Source organism: Streptomyces sp. NPDC044003, from assembly GCF_056435185.1.
The window spans coordinates 1-20,918 of the sequence record NZ_JBWKFA010000019.1; the positions used below are offsets into that span (position 1 = coordinate 1).

Genomic DNA, 20,918 nt, shown 5'->3' on the forward strand with positions numbered 1-20,918 from the left:
CAGCACCTCATCGCCACCTGGACCGGCACCTGCCCCACCTGCCGACAGACCGTCCCATGGCAGCCCTACGACACCACCTAACAAAGCACTACTAGTGCTCTGACCGCATAGGTTCACCAGGTTCCGTTCAGGTCCGAGCGTCGCGGGGAAGTCGGATGCGCCCATGCTGTGTGTCTGAGAGCATGCGGCGCTGTGGAGATCAACAACTGTGTCGTCCGTCGTGCGGTCGACTCCGACGCTGCTGCGGTGGCCGAGGTCTGGCTGCGTTCCTTCCTGGCGGCGCTTCCGCGCGTGCGTCGAGCTCATTCGGACGACCAGGTCCGGTCCTGGTTCCGGGAGGTGGTCGTGCCCGGCCTGGAGACCTGGGTGGCGACGGTCGACGGAGCGGTGGTCGGGCTGATGGTGTTGGACGGCGAAGACCTGGACCAGCTCTATCTCGATCCGGCCTGGCAGGGCCAGGGCATCGGCGGCCGCCTCCTGCATCTGGCGAAGCAGCGTCGTCCGGCGGGGCTGGCGCTGTGGACGTTCCAGGTCAACGAGCCGGCACGTCGCTTCTATGAGCGGCACGGTTTCGTCGCTGCCGAGTGCACCGACGGTCACCGCAACGAGGAACGGGAGCCGGACGTTCGGTACCTGTGGCGGCCTGAAGAGCAGGGGTCCTGAGGATGCTCAGGCCGCCTGCGCGACGGGGCGTCCGCCCCCACGGATGCCCTTCTCGCTGCGGACGCGGGCGCGCTCGCGTCGTTGTGCGGCCAGCACGTCGGGGTGGCGGGCGTTTTGGTTGCGCCAGCGGAGGGCCGCCCCGCACAGGAACCTCAGTCCTCTCAGTCGCGCTGGCGAGCCCCTGCGCCCTCGTTGAGCACCTTCGACAACGAATGCCCCTGCCCACCATGAACGGCGCGTCCTCGAAGACGTCGCCGCCTGAGATCCTGGGGCCATGAGCCCTGAGAACCCGTCCCTTCGTCCTCTGCTCGTGGTGGACGGGGCCAACGTCGTGGGATCGGTGCCGGACGGCTGGTGGCGCGACCGGCGCGCGGCCGCCGAGCGCTTGCGCGACCGCCTCGCCGCGACCGGCGGCCCGACCGAGGCCCCTTACCCGGGTCCGTACGAGATCGTCCTGGTCGTCGAGGGCCGCGCACGGGGCGTCACCTCCGTGCCTGGCGTCCGGGTCGAGGAAGCTCCCGGCAGCGGCGACGACCTGATCACCGAACTTGCCAGGAGCGCGAGCGGTCGGCCGTGCCTGGTGGTCACGGCCGACCGCGAACTGCGCCGACGGGTGGAGGAGGTGGGCGCCCGCTGTACGGGTCCCCGGAGTCTCCCCCAGGCGTCCGCCTAGGATCAGGTAGGCAGACGGCGGCTGGGGCGCCTCGGTGACCACCTGGCTGGAGGCCGGCGAGCAGATGGCTTCCCTGGCGGCCGACACCCGCAACTTCCTCACCCAGGAACAGCCGTGACATCCGGCATGCACATCACCTGGACAAGAGAACCCAGATCTGGTCGGGTCAGCTCGGTGTTGACCACCTCGCCCGCGCCGTGATCCGCTGCTTCAACGAGGTCGCACAGACCTAGGGCGAGAGCGGCTACCGAGGTAAGCGGGATGAGCATTTCCCCCGAACCGAGCTCGCAGCCCTCCGCCGCCTCTGGTGCCCTCACCAGCACCCCCAAGACACGCAGCCCGGACATGCACACTGCTCAGGTTGAGCGAGACGAGCCAGCCTGTACCGTCTCCGTCGATCCGAACCACCCCAGGTCGGCGCACCGGGATGGCCCACCTCCACAGGGACGGGACACCCAGGCGCACCGTGAGAGCGCACTACGGTTCACGTCCAGTCGATCTCACCGTCCAACAACTCCAGCGCTTCCTCCCAGCGGAAGCGGTCCGCTCCCCCACCCGCCTTGGGCCCGTGCGGCTCGTGCGACCCGATCAGCACACCCATGTCCCGCAGCCGGTCCAGGCTCCGGCCGTACGCCGGGTGTGCGGCCATTGCGGCGTTCACGTACGGCAGGACCGCAGTCGGGACGCCCATGCCGTACGCCTCACACAGGATGCCCAGGGCAAGGGTGTCGGCAATGCCGGCTGCCCACTTGTTGATCGTGTTGAACGTCGCCGGCGCGACAGCTATCGCGTCGGCGGGCGGCAGCGGGCGCGGGTCGGCGGGGCTGCGCCAGGCCGAACGGATCGGGTATCCCGTCTGCCGGGTGATCGCTCCGGTGTCGAGGAAGCCGAGCCCTTGGGGAGTTGCGACGACACCCACGTCCCAACCCTGGACTTGCGCGGCGCTGATCAGCTGGTGGGCGTCGCCGGCGATGCCGGCAGCGCAGACGACGACATACAGGAAAGGCTTCTTCGGCTGGTCATTCATCACTTGTCTCCCTCGTCGGGGGCCAGGAGACTAGCGGCTTCTTCGGCGCAGTCCCACGAGAGCGTGACACCGGCGCCTCCGTGTTCGTAGTGGTGCACCGACACGGTGCCGCCCTCCCACCGCTCCGCCTGCACGCGCACCGTGGCACGGGTCGACCGGGCGCCTGTCCAGCGATCCGGGATCACTGCGGCCCTGGCACTCGGTTCGAGGACCGTGGCGAGCAGCCGATCGCCACGTCGCGATCGAGACCTCGGCTTCACCGCGGGGTTCCGGAACACGTGCGCCCGGTGCGGCCGCCAGCAGTGCTGCGGCCTCCTCGTCGCGGCCGGCGGTGACCGAGACGCCGACAACTGCCGCGGCAAGGGACGGCTCGCCACGATGCGGGCACAGCACGTGAACGCCTGCTCGGCGCGGCGGTACCGGGCAGGGAGACGCTGCCTTGGTGCATGATGCGGACCGGAGGGGATTTGAATGCGTTCAGAAATGCGGATTGGGACGCCGGCACAGGCGCGGGCGAAGGACAGATTCGGTGCCGTCCTGACGGCTTCCGTCTCGGTGCTGTTCGTCGAGGCCGTGATCGGGTTCATCGCAAGTTACGTGTGGGATCAGACCCAGGAGCGTCCGCCACTGCCCTATAACGCCATGGGGCTCGTCCTGATGGTGATCGCCGCGCCGTTCATCGCGGCGGCCGGAGCCGTCCTCGGAGCCCTTGTAACGGTCAGCGTGGTCATGCCGCTTCTGGCCGCGGCCGCCTGGCTCGGCCGCACGCTCTCGGGCCGCGAGGTGTGGTGGTGGGTCCCGGTCGCGGCAGCCGCCACGACCGCCCCACCGGTCCTGGCCGTGGCTGTCCTCACCAAGGCCGCCCTCCTGGCAGGCCTCAGCGGATGGCTCATGGCCACCACCACGCTCTCCGTCCCTGCCCTGGTCGCCCGCAGACTGCTGCTGCCCAACCGCCCGCCGCTCTCCGGCCGCGCGATGTTCGGGCGGGTAGCGCTGTACGGAACGCTCGCCGCCGTCACCGCCTTCACCCTCGCGGGCATCGCCCTGTTCGCCGGGATCGGGTACGAGCTTCCGCGGCTGAACGCGGAGCAGATCGTCGGCACCTACTCCGACGGCAAGGGTGGCACCCTCACCCTCGCCGCGGACGGCAAAGCCAGGGCAAGCCATGTCGACACGTTCGACTTCGACTCCATCGACTCCTTCGAACCGGTGGTCCGCGAGTGCACCGGCACGGGCACCTGGGCCTACGACCCCGCCGAAGGCCCGTACTCCCAGCAGGTCGACGTCACCGTCGACACCTGTCCCGTCGGCATGGACAGCTGGAGCATCTACGGCACCCGCGAACACCCGAAGCTGTACGTCTTCATCGGCGACCCTGACTCGTGGGAGATCTACACCCTGCAACACGATTGAAGCGGGCCGCAGATGGGTCGTGCCGGGGCAGATCGTCTGCAGCACCGAGGCCGGGCCGGCACCCGAACTCCCGGCAATGCCAATGCGGCGGCTGCAGGGCCGAAAGCTAGATGATCCATGCGGGCCTTCTCGGCCCGCGAGGTCGCCGAGCTGCACGGCTCGACCGTCGCCTCGGTCAACAGCGCCCTGCAGCGGCCGTCGGGCATCGCCTCGACCCGTACACCGACGTCGTGCGCGCGGCAGGTGCCCCGTTCCTTATCCCTCGGTGGAACGGGCCGGCTGGTCAGAGGAACGGGGCGACAGGGTGCGCGCCGTTCCCTTCTTGCAGCGCCCGCAGCGCCAGCGCGGTCTGCTCGCCGCGGCGGGTGTCGGCGACGGCGATGAACAGTTCGATGGCGTGCCGGTACGCCGCGGCCGCCTCGGTCTGCCGGCCGAGCCCCTCCAGGGCGCGGCCGATGACCTGGTGGGCGCCGGCCGGCCCCCAGGCGTCCTCGAGTGCGTGGAACACGTCGAGCGCCGCGCGCGCGGTGGCCAGCGCCTCCGTGTGACGGCCCTGGTCGGCGTAGGCGCAAGCGGTGCGATAGTCGGCCATGGCGATCCCGCGCGGATTGCTGAGACCGGTCCAGATCTCCCGTGCCCGAGCCAGCGCCGCGATCGCCTCCTCGGGCCGCCCCTCCAGCCGCAGGGCCGTGCCGAGGTGGCTGAGCGCGCTCGCCTCCCGCCCTCGGTCGTCGTTGGCCCGGGCCAGGTCCACGTCGGCTCGGTGGCAGCGGACGGCGTCGGAGTAGCGGCCCAGGCCCCAGTACGCGAGTCCGGTCTTCGCCAGGGCGTCGGCCTCCTGGTACCAGTCACCGGCCCGCCGCGCGGCAGCCAGCGCCTCCTGGTGGTGCTCGACGGCCCGCGCGTACCGGCCTTGTTCCAGACGGGCCAGGCCGAGCGCGTTGAGCCCGGCGGCCCGCTCCACATCGCGCTCGGCCCGGGATGCCGTGGCCCGGCCCACCGCGGCCATGGCCTCCCAGCTGCAGCGCCGGTCGAAGTACCAGCTGAGCGCCGTGACGAGGGTGTCGAGGGCGACGGGCCATCCCCGGGTGCTCACGGTGGCCGTCACCAGACCGAGGACGGTGGTGTGTTCGCTGTCGAGCCAGGCCAGCGCGGCCTGCTCACCTCCGGGAAACGCGGTACGGACGGGTGACAGCGCACCGGCGGCTCGGTGGGCGGTCTCCACGAGCCAGTGGTGCAGCCGCTGGGCTGCCGCGGCCCGAGCGGCGGGCCGGTCCTGTGCGGCGGACTGCTCGGTGGCGTACAGCCGCAGCAGGTCGTGGGTCTGCCAGCGGCCGGGTACGGGGGCGGGGGTGAGCAGCCCGGCCTCGGCCAGGTCGTCGAGCACCGTGGCGGCATGCCGCCCGTCGCGGCCGAGGAGGGCTGCGGCGGCCTCCGTCCCGGTGTGCCGGGCCGGGACGAGCGGGAGGAGGCGGAAGAGCCGCGCCTGCAGGGGCGTCAGATGCCGGTAGGTGCAGGCGAAGGCCTGCCGAACATCGTTGTCTCCGGCCTTCAGCAGGGACAGCCGGGTACGCTCGTCCCGCAGCTGCGCCGACAGGTGCGCCAGGCTCCAGGCCGGGGAGACGGCCAGCCGGCTTGCTGCGATGCGTACGGCCAACGGCAGCCCGCCGCAGGTGGCGAGGATGTCGGTGGCCGCGTCGGGTTCGCGCGCGGTCCGGCCGGGACCAGCAATGGCGGCGAGCAGGGCCCGGGCGTCCTGGTCGGGCAGTGGGTCGAGGGTGAGGCGGTGCACTCCGGCGAGTCCGGAGAGACGCGAGCGGCTGGTGACCAGCGCCCGGGAGCCGCCGCTGCCCGGCAGCAGCGGTCTGACCTGGGCCTCGCTCGCGGCGTCGTCGAGGACGAGGAGCACCCGCCGCTCGGCGAGGAGGGTGCGCAGGAGTCCGGAGCGCGCCGGGACGTCGGCCGGGATCCGCTGGTCCGGGACGCCGAGTCCTGACAGCAGGGTGTGGAGCGCGGCAGCGGGGCCGGCCTCGGCCCGGGTGCCCTGCAGATCGGCGAAGAGATGCCCGTCGGGGAACCGGTCGGCCGTCGCGTGCCCGACGCGCAGAGCCAGGGTGGTCTTGCCGACGCCGGGCGGTCCGGACACGAGGACCGGCGCAGATGCCGGGCCTGCTAGCAGGGTACGGAGTTCGGCCACGTCGTCGGCGCGTCCGCTGAAGTCGATCGGGGCGGGCGGCAGGGCGGCGGTCGTCGGGACGAGTGGGCCGGGGCCAGGCGCTACCGGTGCGGCCGGCTGAACGGCTGCCTGAGCGACGGCGGGTGTTTGTGTGACTGCCTGAGCCATGGCGGGTGTTTCTGTGACTGCCTGAGCGACGGCGGCTGTCTCTGTGGCTGCCGAAGCGATGGCTGCGGCGACGTTGCGCGCTGCCTCGGCGGCCAGCAGCTCGCGCCGGACGCTCCGTAACTCCCCTTCCGGTAACCCCAGGCGGCGCTCGTAGAGGCCCAGGATGTCGTCGGAGGGTACACGCCGGGCGTGCTCCCAGTCTCCGACGGACGTGTGCGAACTGAGATGCAGGAGTCGTGCCAGGGCACGCTGCGACAGCTCGCGCTCCTGCCGGACGCGGCGCAGGGTGAGGGCGAGGCGCCGGCGCTGCGGGAGGGTGTCGGCCATGGGCGTGGGCATGGTCGGAGTCTGGTCGGGGAGTGGTCGATCCGCTAGTGACCGACCGGTCCGGCCGGATTCACTTCAAGGCATTCCCCGGCAGAAGGGGACAAGGACGTGAATGCGGAGAGGAGAACGCTGGTGAGTTGGCGTGTACGAGCGGCCGGCGCCATGGCTGTGGTGGCGGCGTCCCTGGTCTGGTCCGGAGCCCCGGCCGCCCAGGCGACCGAGAACACGGCGAACGGTGAAGGCTGGTACCGGGTGAACGCCACCGACGGGGTGTTCAAGCGTGAATGGGCGGACTACGGTGCCCGCGTCACCGGTTCCGCGAACTACGGATCGATGGTGTACGTGGTCTGCCAGGTGAACAACGGCGGCTGGGACGGAGTCCACACCCAGTACGGCAGGCCGTTCACCACCTGGGACAGGCTCAGCGACGGCAGCTACGTCTACGACTGGTGGATCGGCACCCCGACCGTCGCCGAGGACGGCTACTCGCCCGGGATGCCGGCCTGCGTCTTCGGCCCGTGAGTCGGGGGGCGCACCGGCCCTGATCCGGAGGGAGCCATGACTCTGGGTCTGTCCGGTCCTGCTCCGCCGGACAGACCCTGGTCCTCGTCACGACGGTCAGGGCTTGGATCCGCTCGTGCGAGGCATCCCGCTGATCCGGTCGCGCCGCGGGCCCCTGCATCGGCGGCCGGAAAACCGCACGCGGACAAGGACTACTACTACGACTACCTGCGCCGATTGCTGCATCGGCAGGGTATCCGTCACCGCATCGCGCGCAAGCGGGTCGAGTCCTCACAACGACTCGGCCGCCAACGGTGGGTGGTCGAACGGACGGTGTCCCAGCCGGCCGGCTGCCGACGTCCGCACCGCCGTGATGAATGCAAGGCCGCACACTTCCTGGTCTTCGTCGGCACGGCCGCAAGCTTCATCGGCTACCGCCGCCTGAAGCGACGAACCGCCTGTCACGAGCGGGAGAACACCGCCACGTCGTAGCGTTCGAGGACGGGCCGGGGCTCGTCCAACGCCTCGCACCGGGCCTCGGTCTCCAGGCGGACAAGGCCCCGGTGGAACTCCTGATCGGTGAGATGGGTGAACTTCGACTGAGGCCTGCCGACCAGCCTGGCGTGGTACTCGGCCAGGTTCGCCGCGACCGGCTGGGCAAAGGAGGTGACCTCATCCAGGGTGAACCCGGCAGAGACGAAGTCGGCCACCACTTCCTCTTCGCCCGGGAACCGCCGCTCGTCGACCGTCCGGAGCTCCGGCCAGTACGCGTACACCAGCGCATCCAGCCGCTCGCGGAACGTGGTGCGGACGACCACTCTCCCGCCGACGCGCAGCACACGGACCAGTTCCCGGGCCGCTCGCGTGCGGTCGGGAATGTGATGGATCACGCGGGACATCAAGGCCAGGTCGAAGGCGCCCGCATCGGCGGGCACCGCCTCCGCCTCCCCCGACACATACCGCACCGCGGGATGCGGATGATGCCGTCGGGCCTCGGCGAGCATCGCCTCGGACGCATCGACGGCCATCACCTGGCTTCCCTCGATCCGGCGCGCCATCGCGGCCGCGAAGACCCCTGTCCCCGATCCGATCTCGACGATGGACGGCGACGACCGCTGCACATGGGAAGCGATCAGCTCGACCCAGGCCCGCAGCGAGGCCTCGGGCATCTCATTGCCACGCTCGTAGGCGCCCGCCAGTCGCTCATCGTCATAGACACGGCTCATGGGACCGATCCTCACGCAGGGGTCACACCCGAACAAGAACGCCTTCGCATGCCTCAGACCGCATGCCGCAGACCGCATGCCGCAGACCTCAAAGGAGTCACCCTTCCGCGCAAGCGGTCCCGGGCACCGGCTACCCTCCACTCTTCCAAGGGGAGGGAAGATCATGAAGTACGTGCGCATGCCCGGCCGCAGACTCACGGCCACCGCCGTCACCGCCGCCCTCGCGGCCACCGGGGGAAGCCTGGTCGTGAGCCCGGCCACCGCCGCCCCGGCGCCGGTCACTGCGGCCGACACGACCGACGCCGACGCGACCGCGACCGCGACGGTGACCGAGCAGGACTCCGTCGTGCCGTTCCCGTTGAACGCGGAGGTTGTCAGCGCCGGCGCCACCGGGTTCCTGTCGCGTACCAACGTCACCGGCAGCGCCGAGCCCGAGTACCGCTGGACGCGGTACGCCGACGGCACGTCGACCGTGCTGCCGGGCTGGGCGGCGGGCGGCGGTTCCGACTTCGTGGTGACCGGGGACGGCCCGGAGCCCAGCGAGAGCCGGGTCCTGATGGTGCACGACATGGCCACGCCGTCGGCGGCACCAGTACGGGTGGACCTCGGTGAGCTCGGCCAGAACTACGTTTTCGGCGGGATGGCCGGCTCGGCCCTGATCGTGCACGTCCTGCAGGACGAAGTCGCCACGCAAACCCGGCTCGTGACGGTCGCCGACGGACGTACGACCGACCGTGAGGTGACCGGTCTCCCGACGGGCGACTGCTGGTTCGCGGACGCCCACGCACCGGGCCTCGCGGTCTTCAACTGCAACACGCCCCTGGGCGATTTCTTTGACATGGCTGTCGTCGACCTCACCACGGGCGCCGCGGTGGAGGTGCGTCAGGACACACGGGGCTGGTCGCCGAATGCCGTCTCCACGACGCATGTCGCCTGGCAGGAACTGAACGACCGCGGTGAGGGCCGGATCGCCGTGGCCCGCAGGGGTTCCGCCGACGTGCGGTACGTCGAGGGCCCCGGCTTCAATCCCAGGAGTATCCAGCTGCTCGGCGGCTGGGTGCTCTCGGGCTACCGGATGGCCATCGACAACCGCGGGCCGTATCCGCCCGGGCGGCCTTTCCTGGCCAGAAACCCGGAGACGGGTGAGACCGTCGAAGTCCTCACCCACTACTCCTCTGCCGTGACGACCCCAGACGGTTCCCTTCTGGTCCGGGGCGGCACCCTCGACCGGGACGAGGGCCTCTACCGGGTGTCGCTCGGCGAGAGCGGCAAGCCGGTCGCCGAGCTCGTCGCGTCGACGGGGCAGAGCACGGCCGTGAAGTATCTCGGTACGAGTGTCCCGGCCACGATCACCTTCGACCGCATCGGCCAGGGCATGGACCTCGGCTGGGACTTCTCCCGGGTCGACACAGACGTGTGGCTGATACTCGTCCACGAGCGGACGGGCGAGCGCTCGTCGCGGAGGATCTGGTCCACGGATCCGGCCGCCGTCAACGAGGGCTACCGGGACGGTCAGCGCATCGGCTGGCGCTGGGACGGCTCGAACCCGATCAGCCCGACGCAGGCCGCGTACAACGGTTCCTACACCTGGGAGATCATCGCGCGCCCGGACGACAGCATCGGGCCGGAGGTGAAGGCCTCGGGCCGGTTCACGGTCAACCGGGCCACTGCCCCGCACGACTACAACGACAACGGAACCCCCGACGTCCTGCTGTTCAACGCCTACGGCACGCTTCTGCGTGGCGACACCAACAAGACAGCGTCTGGTGACGGAGTCCGACGGGCTCTGGACTACCTCCCCCAGGTCGGGCGCGGTTGGAGCATCTACGACCGCGCCGAATCGGTCGGGGACGTCGCCGGCACCGGAGTGGGCGACGTGGTGGCCCGGGACACCAGCGGTGTTCTCTGGTTGCACCAGGGCTCCGGCAAGGGCGACACCCCTTTCCTGGGCCGGGTGAAGATCGGCGGCGGCTGGCAGATCTACAACCAACTCGCCGGCGGCTCCGACCTCACCGGCGACGGCCGGGCGGACCTCGTCGCCACCGACAAGTCGGGCGGCCTGTGGCTCTACGCAGCCACCGGGAACGTCAACGCACCCTTCTCGCCCCGACAGCAGATCGGCACCAGCTGGGGGATCTACAACCAGCTGACCGCCACCGGCAACATCGCCGGAGGCCCGGCCGGAGACCTCCTCGCACGCGACAAGGACGGTGTGCTGTGGCTTTACCTCGGCAAGGGAGACGGCACCTTCGCTCCCCGGGTGAGGATCGGTAGCGGCTGGAACGTGTATCCGCACTTGGTCGGCATCGGCGACGGCAACGGCGACGGACGCGGTGACCTGCTCGCCATGGACGCCATCGGCGGCACGTACTCGTACACGGGCACCGGCGACTACCGCAAACCCTTCAAGCCCCGGATCGCCACCAACCTGACCAACGACTACGCATGGTTCCGCCCCGTGAACTTCTTCTGAGGCCCGCAGAAGTCACGGTCCTTCGCTCGGCGGGCGCGCCGTCGCTCCGACAACCTTCCAGGGCTTCCCGGACCGGCGGCGCATCCCGAGACCAACGACATGGAACATCCGAGACCAACGGCATGGCGCACCGCTGGAAGTCCTGGCAGCCGCGATCCCGGACCGCGTCACCTACTGCGCGCGCAACCACGGACTGAGCCGTGCGGCCGTGTGGGCGTGCGGCCCCCGGCGGTCTTCCGACGGTTTTCCGACAGGGACCGACACGCGCCGCCGCCCAATGGGATGACTTCGGCCGCCGCGGGTGCCAGGATCCGTCGCCGGGATCGCTGTCGACGGGGGACGGGGGACGAGTTCCGTGCTGCGCATTCACTTCACACCCGAGGACTTCGCACGCATCAAGGTGGTGACCAACCCGGATCCGTTCTGGGAGATCGTGTGCAGCCTCCACCGCCTTCAGACCTCACAGGGCCGGTGGGCCTACGCCGACTGGTTCCGCGATGGCTGGGGCCCGGTCGCCGCCACGCCGCTGGGCCGTGCCGTGCGACGACTGCTCGTCCCACTCCTTCCCCGGGCCGCGTACTTCCCCGACTTCCTCACCCCGTACGAGGCCATGGCCGGCATGAAGGCGGGAGCCGCCGCCATCCTGGACACTCCGGCCGCGCGCATCGACCACGAACTGCGGCTGCTCGACGGGGTCAGCGGTACGACCGCCTGGGCCCGCGGTCTCGTCGCCCAGGAGCGAAGACGGGAACTCCTCGGGTTGCTGTGCGCCTACCACGAGGCCGTCATCGCGCCGTACCAGGACCACATGGCCGCCGGAATCGCCGGCGAACGGGCCGTACGCGGCCGCCAAGCCCTCGACACCGGCGTCCACGGACTCCTCGCCGCCCTGACCACCACCGCCCGCTGGCGGCACCCGGTCCTGGAGCTCGACTACGTCGTGGACCGTGACCTGCGGCTCGACGGGCGCGGTCTGTGTCTCGTCCCCTCCTACTTCTGCTGGCGCACTCCCATCGCGCTCGCCGAGGACAGCCTGCCGCCGGTCCTCGTCTACCCGCTGCACGACACCCGCCGCCCCGAGCCCGGCTGCCCTTCCGATGCCTCCCTCTGCGCGCTGCTCGGCCGTACTCGCGCCGCCGCGCTCCAAGCCCTCACGCTCGGTGCGACCACCAGCGAACTCGCCCGCATGCTCGGCGTCTCGCCGGCCACCGCCGCCCACCACACCGGCGTGCTGCGCGACGCGGGGCTCATCACCACGCGCCGTTCCCTGAACACCGTCCTGCACACGCTCACCCCGGTGGGAGCGGCACTCTTGCGCCGTTGAAGGCCGCGCTCCGCCGCCTGACGTGGGCTATTCGAGCAGGGTCGAAGGTCGTGGAACCGCTTGCGGCGCCCTGCGAGAGTTCTCCGCGAAGCACGCCCAGCACCACCACGGACTCAAACTACCGATGGGGGTTCCATGAAGCGCACCATCGTCGCCGGCGCACTCGCGCTGGTCTCGGCCGCGGCGACCTGCGCGGCGATCGCTCCGACGGCCTCGGCCACCACCTCGTCCTGCGTCGCCTCGTCGCTCACCACGGGCGCCTACGGCGGCGTCGGCACCATCCGCTACAAGTCGTCCACCAGCACCTGCGGCGACCTCAACCTGACCTACTCGAACGACTCGACGTCCACCGCGGGCGACCGGTACGCCGGCCGGCTGCGCAGCTCCAGCGGCACCTGGAGCACCTGCTCCAAGGGGTACGTGTGGGCCTCGGACGGCTCCCACAGCGTGAACGACTCCACGTACTGGCTGTGCACCGACGTCAGCGACGGCACGCCGTTCACGGTGGCGAGCTACTACGACGGCGGCGATTCCGTCACCATCACGCACTGACCCGGGCCCGGTGGCCGTCGCCGAACAGTCGATCAGCCGAACAGTCGATCAGCCAGGAGGAGTGGACCGACATGGGTCGAACGATTCGGCACCGGCTCGTCCGCCGCATCGCTGTCACGGCGGCCACCGCTGCCCTCGCCGCCGCCTGCTCGGCGGCCCCTACCGCCCAGCCCTCACGGCAGGCACCACCACACGCCCCTGCCGTGGTCTCCGTCGCCGCGGCCCGGGTCGGTCACGTCCTGCCGGACGACCCCACCCGCATGCTGTTCCCGACGGCGGGCGACGAGACCCGCTGGACGCAGGGCCTCGACGCCTTCGCGCAGCAGATCGCGCACGCCGAAGCGGCTTCGTGCGCCCGGCAGGGCGGCTTCGCGCTGCCGGGGGAACTGCCGCCGCCCGCTTTCATCCGCCTCTTCGAACTGCCTGATCTGGACTTCGTCGCACGCCACGGCTTCAGCCGGAGTGCCGACGTCCCCATGCCCGTACCCGACCCGGGTTCCGCCACCGCGCGTACAGGGGACGCCGCCGAGATCCGCCGCTGCCAGACCGAGGGCGGCGCGGCCGCCAACACGGTCCGCAAGCCCTACACCGAACTCCAGCAGCGCTGGTTCCAGCAGCTCACGACCCTGCGCAAGGACCCCGCCACGCTCGCCGCCCTCGCCGACCTGCCCGCGTGTCTGGCCGGCCAAGGCGTACGGGCAGAGAGCGAGGACGACTTCTTCGCACAGGTCGACCGCCGGGTGCAGCGGGCAGCCACCGAGGCCGACGCCGGCCGCGAGGACCACGCCCTCGGCCACGCGTACGCCACGTGCATGCGCCCGGTGGAGTCCGTCCGTGTGGCGGCACGCGAACGGCTGCGGGCCCGTTTCCTCACCGAACACGCCACCGAACTCCGCACGCTCCGGCAGACGTTCGTACCGGACCTCCGAGCCGCCGAAAAGCGGTACGGCGTGGTCCTCTCCTTCCCGGCGCCCTGACGGGTGGTCCTCGGGGTGGCGCCAAGGGGATGGCCATCTAGCCGATCGGGTTCCCGGCTTGGACGGGCGACGCATCAGCGAGCATGCGGGCGGCCCGTGCGGGGCACAGTACGGTCGTCGACGCCGAGGCACGCTGGGCACCGGTCTGGTTGGGGGCGGAGGCCGTGGCGGCGTTGACGTGCGTTCCGCAGCTGTCCGCGGTCGTGGCGCTGACCACGTGAGCGGAGACCGATCCTCCGGACGGCACGTCGCCGAACTCGCAGCCGAGCACCTGGTTCCCGGCCACGCCGCTGATCACGCACCCGGTGACGGCGGTGCTCAACGACCAGTCGACGCCCGCAGCCGCCGGGAGTGGGTCACTCAAGGTGATGCTCCTGGCCGTCCCCGGGCCGCCGTTGTCGACGGTGACCGTGAAGCCGATCTGGTCCCCGGCGTCGACCGCCAGGGCATCCGCTGTCTTGCCCAGGATCATGGAGGGGCACAGCACGGTGGTACCGGCCGTGGCCCGCGCTCCGCCGCCATTGCCGCTGGCGACGCCGGCGGTGTTGTCGTATGTCCCGCAACCTTCGAACGTGGTGAGGCTCAGGACGTGCACGGCGTCGCTCGCTCCGGCGGGGAGGTCGGCGTAGGAACAGGACAGTGTCTGGGAATCGTCCGCTCCGTTGATCGTGCACGCGGGATTGGGCGGGTCGATCGTCCAGTTGATGCCGGGGCCGAGAGGCAGCGGGTCACTGACCATGACGCCGGTTGCGTCGCTGCCGCCGCCGTTGTGGGTTGTGATGGTGAAGCCGATCTGGTCGCCGGCGTCGACTGTCGCGGCGTCCGCGGTCTTGGCCAGGCTCAACGAGGGCGGCGACGGCCGACAGACGACCGTGATGGAGGCGGAGGCGTGGACGGGCGGGGCATTGCGCGCCGCCGCCGTCGCGGTGTTCGGGTAGGTTCCGCAGCTCTCTGTCGTCGTGGCACCGGCGACGTGGACGACGGCTCGGGCACCCTGCCGCAGGTTACCGAAGGCGCAGCGTAGGCTCTGGCTTCCGGCCGACCCCTGGAGGGTGCACGTTCCCGGTCCGCGGTAGGACGGCGCGATCTGCCACTGCACACCGGCACCCGCCGGCAGAGGGTCGGTCAGGGCGGCGCCGACAACAGTGCCCGACCCTTGACCGGTCACCACGATGGTGTAGCCGATGGGGGATCCGGAGTTGACCGAGGCGGCGTCCGCGACCTTGCTGATGGAAAGCCTTGGAACAGCGGCTTGCCCAAGGTCGTACTGGGCCTCGGCGCCGGCCGTGGGCGCCAGGGTGAGCACTCCTGCCAGGAGAATGCTTCTGAGGGGCAGGCCGTACGTGAACCTCTGTCTCATGATCACCGATCCCATGTGAGAGCCGGTCCGGCGTCCGGCTCGGACACGGTGACGATCCGCCAGTCGATTTCCGTATGCGAAACGCCACGCCGGTATTACTCGTCCCCCTCCCCTGGAGGGAGTCAGAGCGTGGGCGACCTCGGGCGCCCGTACACTTCAACAGGCCCATCACGCAAGCGGGGAGTAGATGCGGGTGCTTCCGCTGGGGAGTCGGCGGTCTCACTTTCATGGCAAAGGGGCGGCCACAGATTGGCGAGTCACTCGACTTTTCCGATCATATTGATCGCCGCACACAGATCAGCGGATCTCCCAGCATAGGAAATTGACCTACCCGAAAGGGACGCGGCACGCCAACACCCAGCGCCACTCCAAACCGCCACGACCATCCGTCCGGACAGAACTGCACCCTCCGCCCAGAGGTGAAGGGCGCACGGCATGCCTCGCGCGCGGCCCCCGAAACCATCCCCTCGCAGGCGCGGAACAGTCCGATGGCTGTGGGAGAACACTGGCGGCTCACCACACAAACGAGGGCCCGCCCTCGCATGCGAGGGCGGGCCGTTGCGGCAGACCGTGCAAGAGCACTGGATGCGCAGGTGATACAGAGGCACGCCCGTCGCCGGGCGTGGCCGCAGGTCAGTGGGCGCCGAGGTAGGCGAACTCCGCGCCCTCTTCCCAGCCCGCCTCCGAACACGAGGCGGTGAAAATGGTTCCGTACACGGACGGAACACCGGTCGCCGAGCAGTGCGAGCTGTAGTCGGCACTGCCCTCGGAGAAGCTTCCGATTCCGACGCCGTCGTGGGCGAGCGCGGCACCGGCGCCACCCAGCAGAATGCCCACGGCCAGAACAGACGCGGCCAGAGAACGCATAGCTACTCCTCAAGATCTCCGATAGACGTGGCAGAAATTTGCCCGTCGCGCCCATCAAACACCGCACAGGAGCAAAGGGACACGCCATCTCACTCCATTGCCGGAAAGAAGATCACGAGGCCATGCGACCGCAGAAACGATGCTTTTCAGTTGCCCGTTGAGAATTTCCCTCCCCGCCTGACATCGCATTTGCCAGGCACGAGACGTGCACAGCCAAGTCGGGTCGGCTGCACCTGTAGCGGCCATCAACGGCCGGTCCAACGGCGCTGTGCCGCCCGGCTCGTCACGGTGGCTCGGGCTGTCGATGCACGCCTTCGGGCCGGTTCCGTACGAACTCGGCTCGGTGACCGTTTCCGTCACCAGATCGGTGTTGGCCGGGTCGAACTGGAGGACCGGCGTGTGCACATGACCGCCGGGCAGGTCCCTCAGGCCGAGGCGGTCGCGCAGCAGAGTGGACCGGTGGGCGATCTCGTTGGACAGGTAGTTCCCACCGGCGCCCGCACGGGCGGCGGAGCAGGGCGTCAGCCGGTCGGAGCGGCCACAGGCGTGCCCGACTCGGCCGGCAGTTCTGTCACCGAGGTTGTCGTACACCGGACAGCGGCCAGCGGACGCCGCCGTGGTCGCCCCGTACGGAAAGGTCCCGCGTCCCCCGTCCCGTCAGAAGCAGACCTTCGCAAAGGAACTCGGGCTACGGTGCCGCCGCAGGCCCATCGCCGGTGCCCGCCTGGCCACTCACGCCGTCGCTGCCGCCGTCGCCTGCGAGCCGTGCCAGGTCCGTCGTCAGTGAGGCCAACCAGGACACGGCCGCGTAGTACGCACGCGGTGCACCGGGCGGGTCTTCGGCGATCGAGGCGGAGGCCGTCGGGGCGTGGAGTGGTGCCGGCGTCCCCACCATGTCCCCGGTGGGGTCCATCCGGGCGGAGGTCAGCAGCATGCCCGCCGCGACCCTGTCACCCGCTCGGACAACGGACTCCGCCGCCTCTCTCCCCAGCGGCGGAAGCACGACCGGCTCGAGAGGTACGAGCAGCCGGTCCGCGCCCCACAGGGTGTGGTGCCCGGCGATCAGCGCGGCCTGCCAGTCCTGGCCGACCGGCGGCGGGAGGGGCCCTTTGGGTTCGCTCTGGTACTGCGCGTACGCCGACTCCGCCAGGACCAGGGCGTGCTGCAGCGACCGGTGGCCCGGGGCGGTGGGCACCGGCTCGCGCCGTCCGCCCGCCGCGATCTGTCCCGTCGTGGCCACGACGATCTCCGCGGCGATCCGCAGCAGATCCGCGACCGACCGCCGCAACTCGTCATGGGCGCCCCGCGGCCAGGCCAGCAGCCCGAACACCGCCCCGATCACGCTGCCGGTCAGCACGTCGAGCAGCCGGAACTCGGCGAGCTGCCAGGTGGCCGGCGCCAGCTGCGCGAAGACCAGGGCGACCACCACCGTGAACAGTGCCTGCGCCCACCCGACTCCCTTGACCGGCCCCAGCGTGAAGGTGACCAGCATCAGCGGGGGCAGTGCCACCGCGTAGACCTCGATATCGGTACCGACCAGCGCGAGCAGCACTGCCGCGACCAGCGCACCGACGAGCGTGCCGGTCAGCGCCGTCCGCATGGTCGTCCGGGTCTCCCGTACGGTCGTACGGGTCAGCGTCAGGGTGGCCAGCAGCACCCAGAAGCCGTGCGGGAGGGTGTCGATGCCCGCGATCAACCGGGCCGCCGCCAGGGCGAGGCTGATCCGTACGGCGTTCTGGAAGAACACCGACCGGCCGCCGACGTGGCCCGAAAGGCGCCGCCACCACAACTGTGGCGCCCGCATCCGCGCGTACCAGAACCGGCCCGGCGCCGGTGCGTCGGCCACTCGGCCCCGTACAGCGATGTCGGCCGCGGTGGACATCGCGAGCGCCGCGTCCGTCACCTCCAGGAGGGCCGCATTGCGTCGCAGCACTGCAGGAGGGGCGTCCTCGGCTGTTGTCAGCGCCTGACGGACCTGCCGCAGGTGGGCGTGCGCCCGGCCGTCCGGGTTTCCGCCCCGTAGCCGGGCGGCGGTCTCCCTCGCCACGTCCCCCACCGCCCGCAGCGGGTCCGAACCTCCTGCTGTCGCCGCACCCCGGGGAGGTGGTGGCAACACCGTCAGCCGGCCGAGCAGGGTGCGCGTCGCCAGCCCCGTATGCGCCAGCGCCCTCGCCGCACACCCGCTCCGGCCGGCCGTTCCGCCTCCGGGACGTGGGAGGAACGAAGCCCCGTGCTCAGAGCCTGGGTGGCGCGCCGGGTGTCCTCCGGCAGCGTGTACGGGGCGGAACTCAGCCGGTCCGCGCAGCGCGCGGCACCATCGGCGGCCCGGGCGACCCTTTCCCGGTAGGGCAGGGCGGCCGGCTCGGGCAGCAGAGTCATCTCGGCGATGATCAGCAGAACGAGCCCGAAGGTCGCCCCCGCCAGGCGTTCGCCCAGCGAACCAGGGTCGTAGGGCGGGAACGACGGCAGGATGTACATCAGCTGCAGGCCCGTCGCCGCGCCCGCCCATCGTGGTCCTCCGACGGCCATGAACGCCAGCGCGAACCCGACGACCAGCATCCCGACGACGGCACTCCACGTCCTCACGGACAGGTACGTGCCGAGCGTGATCAGCACCCAGCACACGGGCAGCACGCCCAGCAGCAGCGTGGCCCGCTGGCGCCCGGAGCCGGGGAGACGCGACAGACCGGCCATGGCGATCGCGCCGAACAACGCGTACGTGGCGGCGATCGCCGAGTCGAAGCCGTAGAGGAGCACGTAGAACCCGGCCGCGGCGGTGATCGTGACGCGTAGAGCCCCCCGCGCCGCCGCCCGGTAGGCGGGCGACGGTCTTCGCGGGAACGCACCACCCATGCCCCCAGCATCACCCGCCCCACCGCTCCCGGCACGACGGACGGGGCGTGGCGAGGTGGCGCGTGGCGAGGTGCCGGGCCCCGGCCTTGACCGGGGGTGCACACTTGTTCACCCTAGGGGGTGAACAAGTGTGCACCCCCGCCCTCTCCCGTTCTCGCACCTCCCCTGGAGCACGATGACAACCGCCGCATCCGCACCCGGCACGCCATCCGGAAACCTCCGTTCCCGGCTCGTCGTCCCCGTCCTCGCCTTCTGCGGCATGGTCGTCGCCGTCATGCAGACCCTCGTCGTACCACTGCTGCCGCACATACCCGAGCTGACCGGAGCCAGCGCGCGCGCCGCGGGCTGGCTCGTGACGGTCACCCTCCTCACCGGTGCGGTGTTCACTCCGGTGCTCGGCCGGGTCGGCGACATGTACGGCAAGCGGCGGGTCCTTCTCGCGTCGCTCGCGGTGCTCACCCTCGGTTCCGTCCTCTGTGCGGTCAGCTCCGACATCGGCGTACTGATCACCGGCCGGGCCCTCCAAGGCGCGGCGCTCGCGGTGATCCCGCTCGGCATCAGCATCATCCGCGACGAACTCCCCGCCGAGCGCGTCCTGCCGTCGATCGCGCTCATGAGCTCCACGCTCGGCATCGGCGCGGCGATCGGCCTGCCCCTGGCCGCCGTCGTGACGGAGAACTTCGACTGGCACACCATGTTCTGGGCATCGGCCGCACTCGGTCTGCTCGACCTCCTGCTCGTACTGGGGATCGTGCCGGACTCAGGCGGGCGCTCCCGGGGACGCTTCGACGTGCCGGGCACGCTGGGCCTCGCCGTCTTCCTGGTCGGTGTGCTCCTGGTGATCACGCAGGGCTCCGGCTGGGGCTGGACCTCCGCGCTGACGCTCGGCCTGCTCGGCGGCTCGGTGGCCGTCGGTCTGCTCTGGGGCCGGTACGAACTGCGGACCCCGTCCCCGATCGTGGACCTGAGGGTGTCCGCCCGGCCCGCCATGCTGCTGACGAATGTCGCGGCTCTGCTCATCGGCTTCTCGTTCTACGCCAACTCCCTGGTCACCGCCCAGCTCGTGCAGGAACCCACGAGCACCGGCTACGGCCTCGGCGCCTCCCTCGTCGTCAGCGGACTCTGCATGCTGCCCGGCGGGCTGGCGATGGTGGCCCTGTCTCCTCTCTCGGCGCGGATATCCGGCACGTACGGGCCCCGCGTCGCGCTCGCCCTCGCGGCAGTCGTCATGACCCTGGGCTACCTGGTCCGCTTCTTCACCAGCCACAGCCTCTGGCTGATCGTCACCGGCGCCACCGTCGTCGCATGCGGCACCGCCATCGCGTACTCCGCGTTGCCCGTCCTCGTCATGCGGGCCGTCCCGGTGAGCGAGACCGCGTCGGCCAACGGCCTCAACACGCTGATGCGATCCGTCGGCCAGGCCTGCTGCAGCGCCGTGGTCACCGCCGTACTGGCCCGGGTCACCTTCGTGGCCGACGGCCGCACCGCGCCGACGCTCCACGCCTACCTGCTGATCTTCCTGATCGCCGCCGGAGCGGCGCTTGCCGCCCTCGTCGTCACCCTCCTCCTGCCGGCCGACCGGCCGGGCCGGGGCACTCCGCGCGACGGCGACCGGCCGGGCGGTACGGTCACGGTGTCACCGCCCACCAGCGCCGTCCGAGGGAACGCATGAGCACCGCCGACGAACCCACCTCCCCGGCCACGGCCGACACGGACAGAACCCTCCGCCGGGAAGCCGGGCAACTCCGCGCGGACGGAGGGGAAGACGGCCCGGAGACCGGACGCGATGCCATCATCCGCGCCGCACGGCGGGCGTTCACGCTCAAGCCGTACGCCGAGGTGACCATGCGCGGCATCGCCGCGGCGGCCGGGGTGAGCCCCTCCTTGATCGTCAAACGCTTCGGCACCAAGGAAGCGCTGTTCAACACGGTCGTCGACTTCCGCCCGGCCGCCGCCGAACTCTTCAGCGCTCCGCTTCCCGACCTCGGCCGGCACCTGGTCCTGACCATGATCGACCTCCGCGACCGGCTCCGCGGCGATCCGCTCCTGCGTGTGGTCTTCTCCCTCGGCATCGAGGACGAGCGCACCCTGCTGCGCTCCCGCTTCCGCGAGCAGATCACCGACCGCCTCACCGCCGTCCTCACCGGCCCCGACGCCCGACTGCGGGCCGAACTCGTCGCCGGCCAACTCCTGGGCCTGGGCGCCACCCTGAGCCTCCATCGCCCTGACGGCGCCACCGCGCACACCACCGCCGATCGACTCGCGGACCTCTACGCCCCCGGCATCCAGCACCTCGTCGACGGGAGCTGAGCGGCGGTACGGTCGCCTTCGCCCGCCG

17 protein-coding genes and 4 pseudogenes are annotated in these 20,918 nt (G+C 70.9%); 12 read left to right on the forward strand and 9 right to left on the reverse strand.

The window, feature by feature from the left end; genetic code table 11:
• Positions 1 to 192 precede the first annotated feature (192 nt).
• Positions 193 to 663, forward strand: coding sequence for an N-acetyltransferase family protein (locus tag AC07AW_RS39450; protein ID WP_478820294.1), 471 nt, complete (start codon positions 193 to 195; stop codon positions 661 to 663).
• Positions 664 to 669: 6 nt separating this feature from the next.
• Here AC07AW_RS39450 and AC07AW_RS39455 read toward each other — a convergent pair.
• A pseudogene (locus AC07AW_RS39455) lies at positions 670 to 801 on the reverse strand (IS630 family transposase); the annotation flags it as partial.
• A 136-nt stretch (positions 802 to 937) separates the two neighbouring features.
• Between AC07AW_RS39455 and AC07AW_RS39460 the strand changes: the two are divergent.
• Together AC07AW_RS39460 and AC07AW_RS39465 are read left to right on the forward strand one after the other, a co-directional pair.
• Complete coding sequence (locus AC07AW_RS39460) at positions 938 to 1,336, forward strand: PIN domain-containing protein (RefSeq protein WP_478820295.1); 399 nt, start codon at positions 938 to 940, stop codon at positions 1,334 to 1,336.
• Between the two features lie 25 nt (positions 1,337 to 1,361).
• Positions 1,362 to 1,454, forward strand: a pseudogene (locus AC07AW_RS39465) (DUF6228 family protein); the annotation flags it as partial.
• A gap of 366 nt (positions 1,455 to 1,820) precedes the next feature.
• Here AC07AW_RS39465 and AC07AW_RS39470 read toward each other — a convergent pair.
• Positions 1,821 to 2,363, reverse strand: coding sequence for a flavoprotein (locus AC07AW_RS39470; protein WP_478820296.1), 543 nt, complete (start codon positions 2,361 to 2,363; stop codon positions 1,821 to 1,823).
• Between the two features lie 471 nt (positions 2,364 to 2,834).
• Here AC07AW_RS39470 and AC07AW_RS39475 point away from each other — a divergent pair, with 471 nt between their 5' ends.
• Entirely contained in the window at positions 2,835 to 3,776 is a 942-nt protein-coding gene (locus tag AC07AW_RS39475; protein WP_478820297.1) for a hypothetical protein, read from the forward strand.
• 283 nt (positions 3,777 to 4,059) lie between these two features.
• Here AC07AW_RS39475 and AC07AW_RS39480 read toward each other — a convergent pair whose 3' ends face one another.
• Complete coding sequence (locus AC07AW_RS39480; protein WP_478820298.1) at positions 4,060 to 6,459, reverse strand: ATP-binding protein; 2,400 nt, start codon at positions 6,457 to 6,459, stop codon at positions 4,060 to 4,062.
• 120 nt (positions 6,460 to 6,579) lie between these two features.
• Between AC07AW_RS39480 and AC07AW_RS39485 the strand changes: the two genes are divergently transcribed.
• Both AC07AW_RS39485 and AC07AW_RS39490 read left to right on the forward strand, forming a co-directional pair.
• The gene (locus AC07AW_RS39485) at positions 6,580 to 6,969 is read left to right on the forward strand and encodes a hypothetical protein (protein WP_478820299.1); all 390 of its coding nucleotides are present in this window, start codon (positions 6,580 to 6,582) and stop codon (positions 6,967 to 6,969) included.
• A gap of 88 nt (positions 6,970 to 7,057) precedes the next feature.
• A pseudogene (locus AC07AW_RS39490) lies at positions 7,058 to 7,440 on the forward strand (transposase family protein); the annotation flags it as partial.
• On the opposite strand, the gene AC07AW_RS39495 reads toward AC07AW_RS39490, so the two are convergent.
• On the reverse strand, positions 7,410 to 8,174 hold the full coding sequence (locus tag AC07AW_RS39495; RefSeq protein WP_478820300.1) for a class I SAM-dependent methyltransferase: 765 nt from the start codon (positions 8,172 to 8,174) through the stop codon (positions 7,410 to 7,412). The pseudogene AC07AW_RS39490 and the gene AC07AW_RS39495 overlap by 31 nt on opposite strands.
• A 163-nt stretch (positions 8,175 to 8,337) precedes the next feature.
• On the opposite strand from AC07AW_RS39495, the gene AC07AW_RS39500 reads away from it, so the two are divergent.
• From AC07AW_RS39500 to AC07AW_RS39515, 4 genes are all read left to right on the forward strand, one after another.
• Positions 8,338 to 10,647, forward strand: coding sequence for an N-acetylmuramoyl-L-alanine amidase (locus tag AC07AW_RS39500; RefSeq protein ID WP_478820301.1), 2,310 nt, complete (start codon positions 8,338 to 8,340; stop codon positions 10,645 to 10,647).
• Positions 10,648 to 11,002: 355 nt separating this feature from the next.
• Positions 11,003 to 11,971, forward strand: a complete 969-nt coding sequence (locus tag AC07AW_RS39505) for an ArsR/SmtB family transcription factor (RefSeq protein WP_478820302.1) — start codon at positions 11,003 to 11,005, stop codon at positions 11,969 to 11,971.
• A 135-nt stretch (positions 11,972 to 12,106) separates the two neighbouring features.
• Positions 12,107 to 12,523 carry a hypothetical protein gene (locus AC07AW_RS39510; protein WP_478820303.1) on the forward strand — a complete coding sequence of 139 codons (417 nt, stop codon included), beginning with the start codon at positions 12,107 to 12,109 and terminating at the stop codon, positions 12,521 to 12,523.
• A 71-nt stretch (positions 12,524 to 12,594) separates the two neighbouring features.
• Positions 12,595 to 13,500 (forward strand): hypothetical protein, encoded by a 906-nt coding sequence (locus AC07AW_RS39515; RefSeq protein ID WP_478820304.1) that lies wholly within the window; start codon positions 12,595 to 12,597, stop codon positions 13,498 to 13,500.
• Between the two features lie 37 nt (positions 13,501 to 13,537).
• Here the strand turns inward: AC07AW_RS39515 and AC07AW_RS39520 are convergent, their stop codons facing one another.
• The 5 genes and pseudogenes from AC07AW_RS39520 to AC07AW_RS39540 form a co-directional block, all read right to left on the reverse strand.
• Positions 13,538 to 14,806 (reverse strand): hypothetical protein, encoded by a 1,269-nt coding sequence (locus AC07AW_RS39520; protein WP_478820305.1) that lies wholly within the window; start codon positions 14,804 to 14,806, stop codon positions 13,538 to 13,540.
• A gap of 687 nt (positions 14,807 to 15,493) precedes the next feature.
• A complete protein-coding gene (locus AC07AW_RS39525) occupies positions 15,494 to 15,727 on the reverse strand; it encodes a hypothetical protein (protein ID WP_478820306.1) in 234 nt (77 codons plus the stop codon).
• A 283-nt stretch (positions 15,728 to 16,010) separates the two neighbouring features.
• Positions 16,011 to 16,366 (reverse strand): annotated as a pseudogene (locus AC07AW_RS39530) (pyroglutamyl peptidase); the annotation flags it as partial.
• A gap of 49 nt (positions 16,367 to 16,415) precedes the next feature.
• Positions 16,416 to 17,774, reverse strand: a complete 1,359-nt coding sequence (locus AC07AW_RS39535; RefSeq protein WP_478820307.1) for an FUSC family protein — start codon at positions 17,772 to 17,774, stop codon at positions 16,416 to 16,418.
• A 71-nt stretch (positions 17,775 to 17,845) separates the two neighbouring features.
• The gene (locus tag AC07AW_RS39540) at positions 17,846 to 18,580 is read right to left on the reverse strand and encodes a hypothetical protein (protein ID WP_478820308.1); all 735 of its coding nucleotides are present in this window, start codon (positions 18,578 to 18,580) and stop codon (positions 17,846 to 17,848) included.
• 175 nt (positions 18,581 to 18,755) lie between these two features.
• Between AC07AW_RS39540 and AC07AW_RS39545 the strand changes: the two genes are divergently transcribed.
• Together AC07AW_RS39545 and AC07AW_RS39550 are read left to right on the forward strand one after the other, a co-directional pair.
• On the forward strand, positions 18,756 to 20,252 hold the full coding sequence (locus AC07AW_RS39545; protein WP_478820309.1) for an MFS transporter: 1,497 nt from the start codon (positions 18,756 to 18,758) through the stop codon (positions 20,250 to 20,252).
• Entirely contained in the window at positions 20,249 to 20,890 is a 642-nt protein-coding gene (locus AC07AW_RS39550) for a TetR/AcrR family transcriptional regulator (RefSeq protein WP_478820310.1), read from the forward strand. Before AC07AW_RS39545 ends, AC07AW_RS39550 begins: the two co-directional genes overlap by 4 nt.
• Positions 20,891 to 20,918: the final 28 nt, after the last annotated feature.

What these genes read in the sequence shown, in the direction of transcription:
- AC07AW_RS39460 (WP_478820295.1), top strand. Translation starts at nt 938, where the DNA reads ATGAGCCCTGAGAACCCGTCCCTTCGTCCTCTGCTCGTGGTGGACGGG.
- AC07AW_RS39515 (WP_478820304.1), top strand. Translation starts at nt 12,595, where the DNA reads ATGGGTCGAACGATTCGGCACCGGCTCGTCCGCCGCATCGCTGTCACG.
- AC07AW_RS39545 (WP_478820309.1), top strand. Translation starts at nt 18,756, where the DNA reads ATGACAACCGCCGCATCCGCACCCGGCACGCCATCCGGAAACCTCCGT.
- AC07AW_RS39475 (WP_478820297.1), top strand. Translation starts at nt 2,835, where the DNA reads ATGCGTTCAGAAATGCGGATTGGGACGCCGGCACAGGCGCGGGCGAAG.
- AC07AW_RS39500 (WP_478820301.1), top strand. Translation starts at nt 8,338, where the DNA reads ATGAAGTACGTGCGCATGCCCGGCCGCAGACTCACGGCCACCGCCGTC.
- AC07AW_RS39540 (WP_478820308.1), bottom strand. Translation starts at nt 18,580, where the DNA reads ATGGGTGGTGCGTTCCCGCGAAGACCGTCGCCCGCCTACCGGGCGGCG.
- AC07AW_RS39510 (WP_478820303.1), top strand. Translation starts at nt 12,107, where the DNA reads ATGAAGCGCACCATCGTCGCCGGCGCACTCGCGCTGGTCTCGGCCGCG.
- AC07AW_RS39480 (WP_478820298.1), bottom strand. Translation starts at nt 6,459, where the DNA reads ATGCCCACGCCCATGGCCGACACCCTCCCGCAGCGCCGGCGCCTCGCC.
- AC07AW_RS39525 (WP_478820306.1), bottom strand. Translation starts at nt 15,727, where the DNA reads ATGCGTTCTCTGGCCGCGTCTGTTCTGGCCGTGGGCATTCTGCTGGGT.
- AC07AW_RS39470 (WP_478820296.1), bottom strand. Translation starts at nt 2,363, where the DNA reads ATGAATGACCAGCCGAAGAAGCCTTTCCTGTATGTCGTCGTCTGCGCT.
- AC07AW_RS39495 (WP_478820300.1), bottom strand. Translation starts at nt 8,174, where the DNA reads ATGAGCCGTGTCTATGACGATGAGCGACTGGCGGGCGCCTACGAGCGT.
- AC07AW_RS39550 (WP_478820310.1), top strand. Translation starts at nt 20,249, where the DNA reads ATGAGCACCGCCGACGAACCCACCTCCCCGGCCACGGCCGACACGGAC.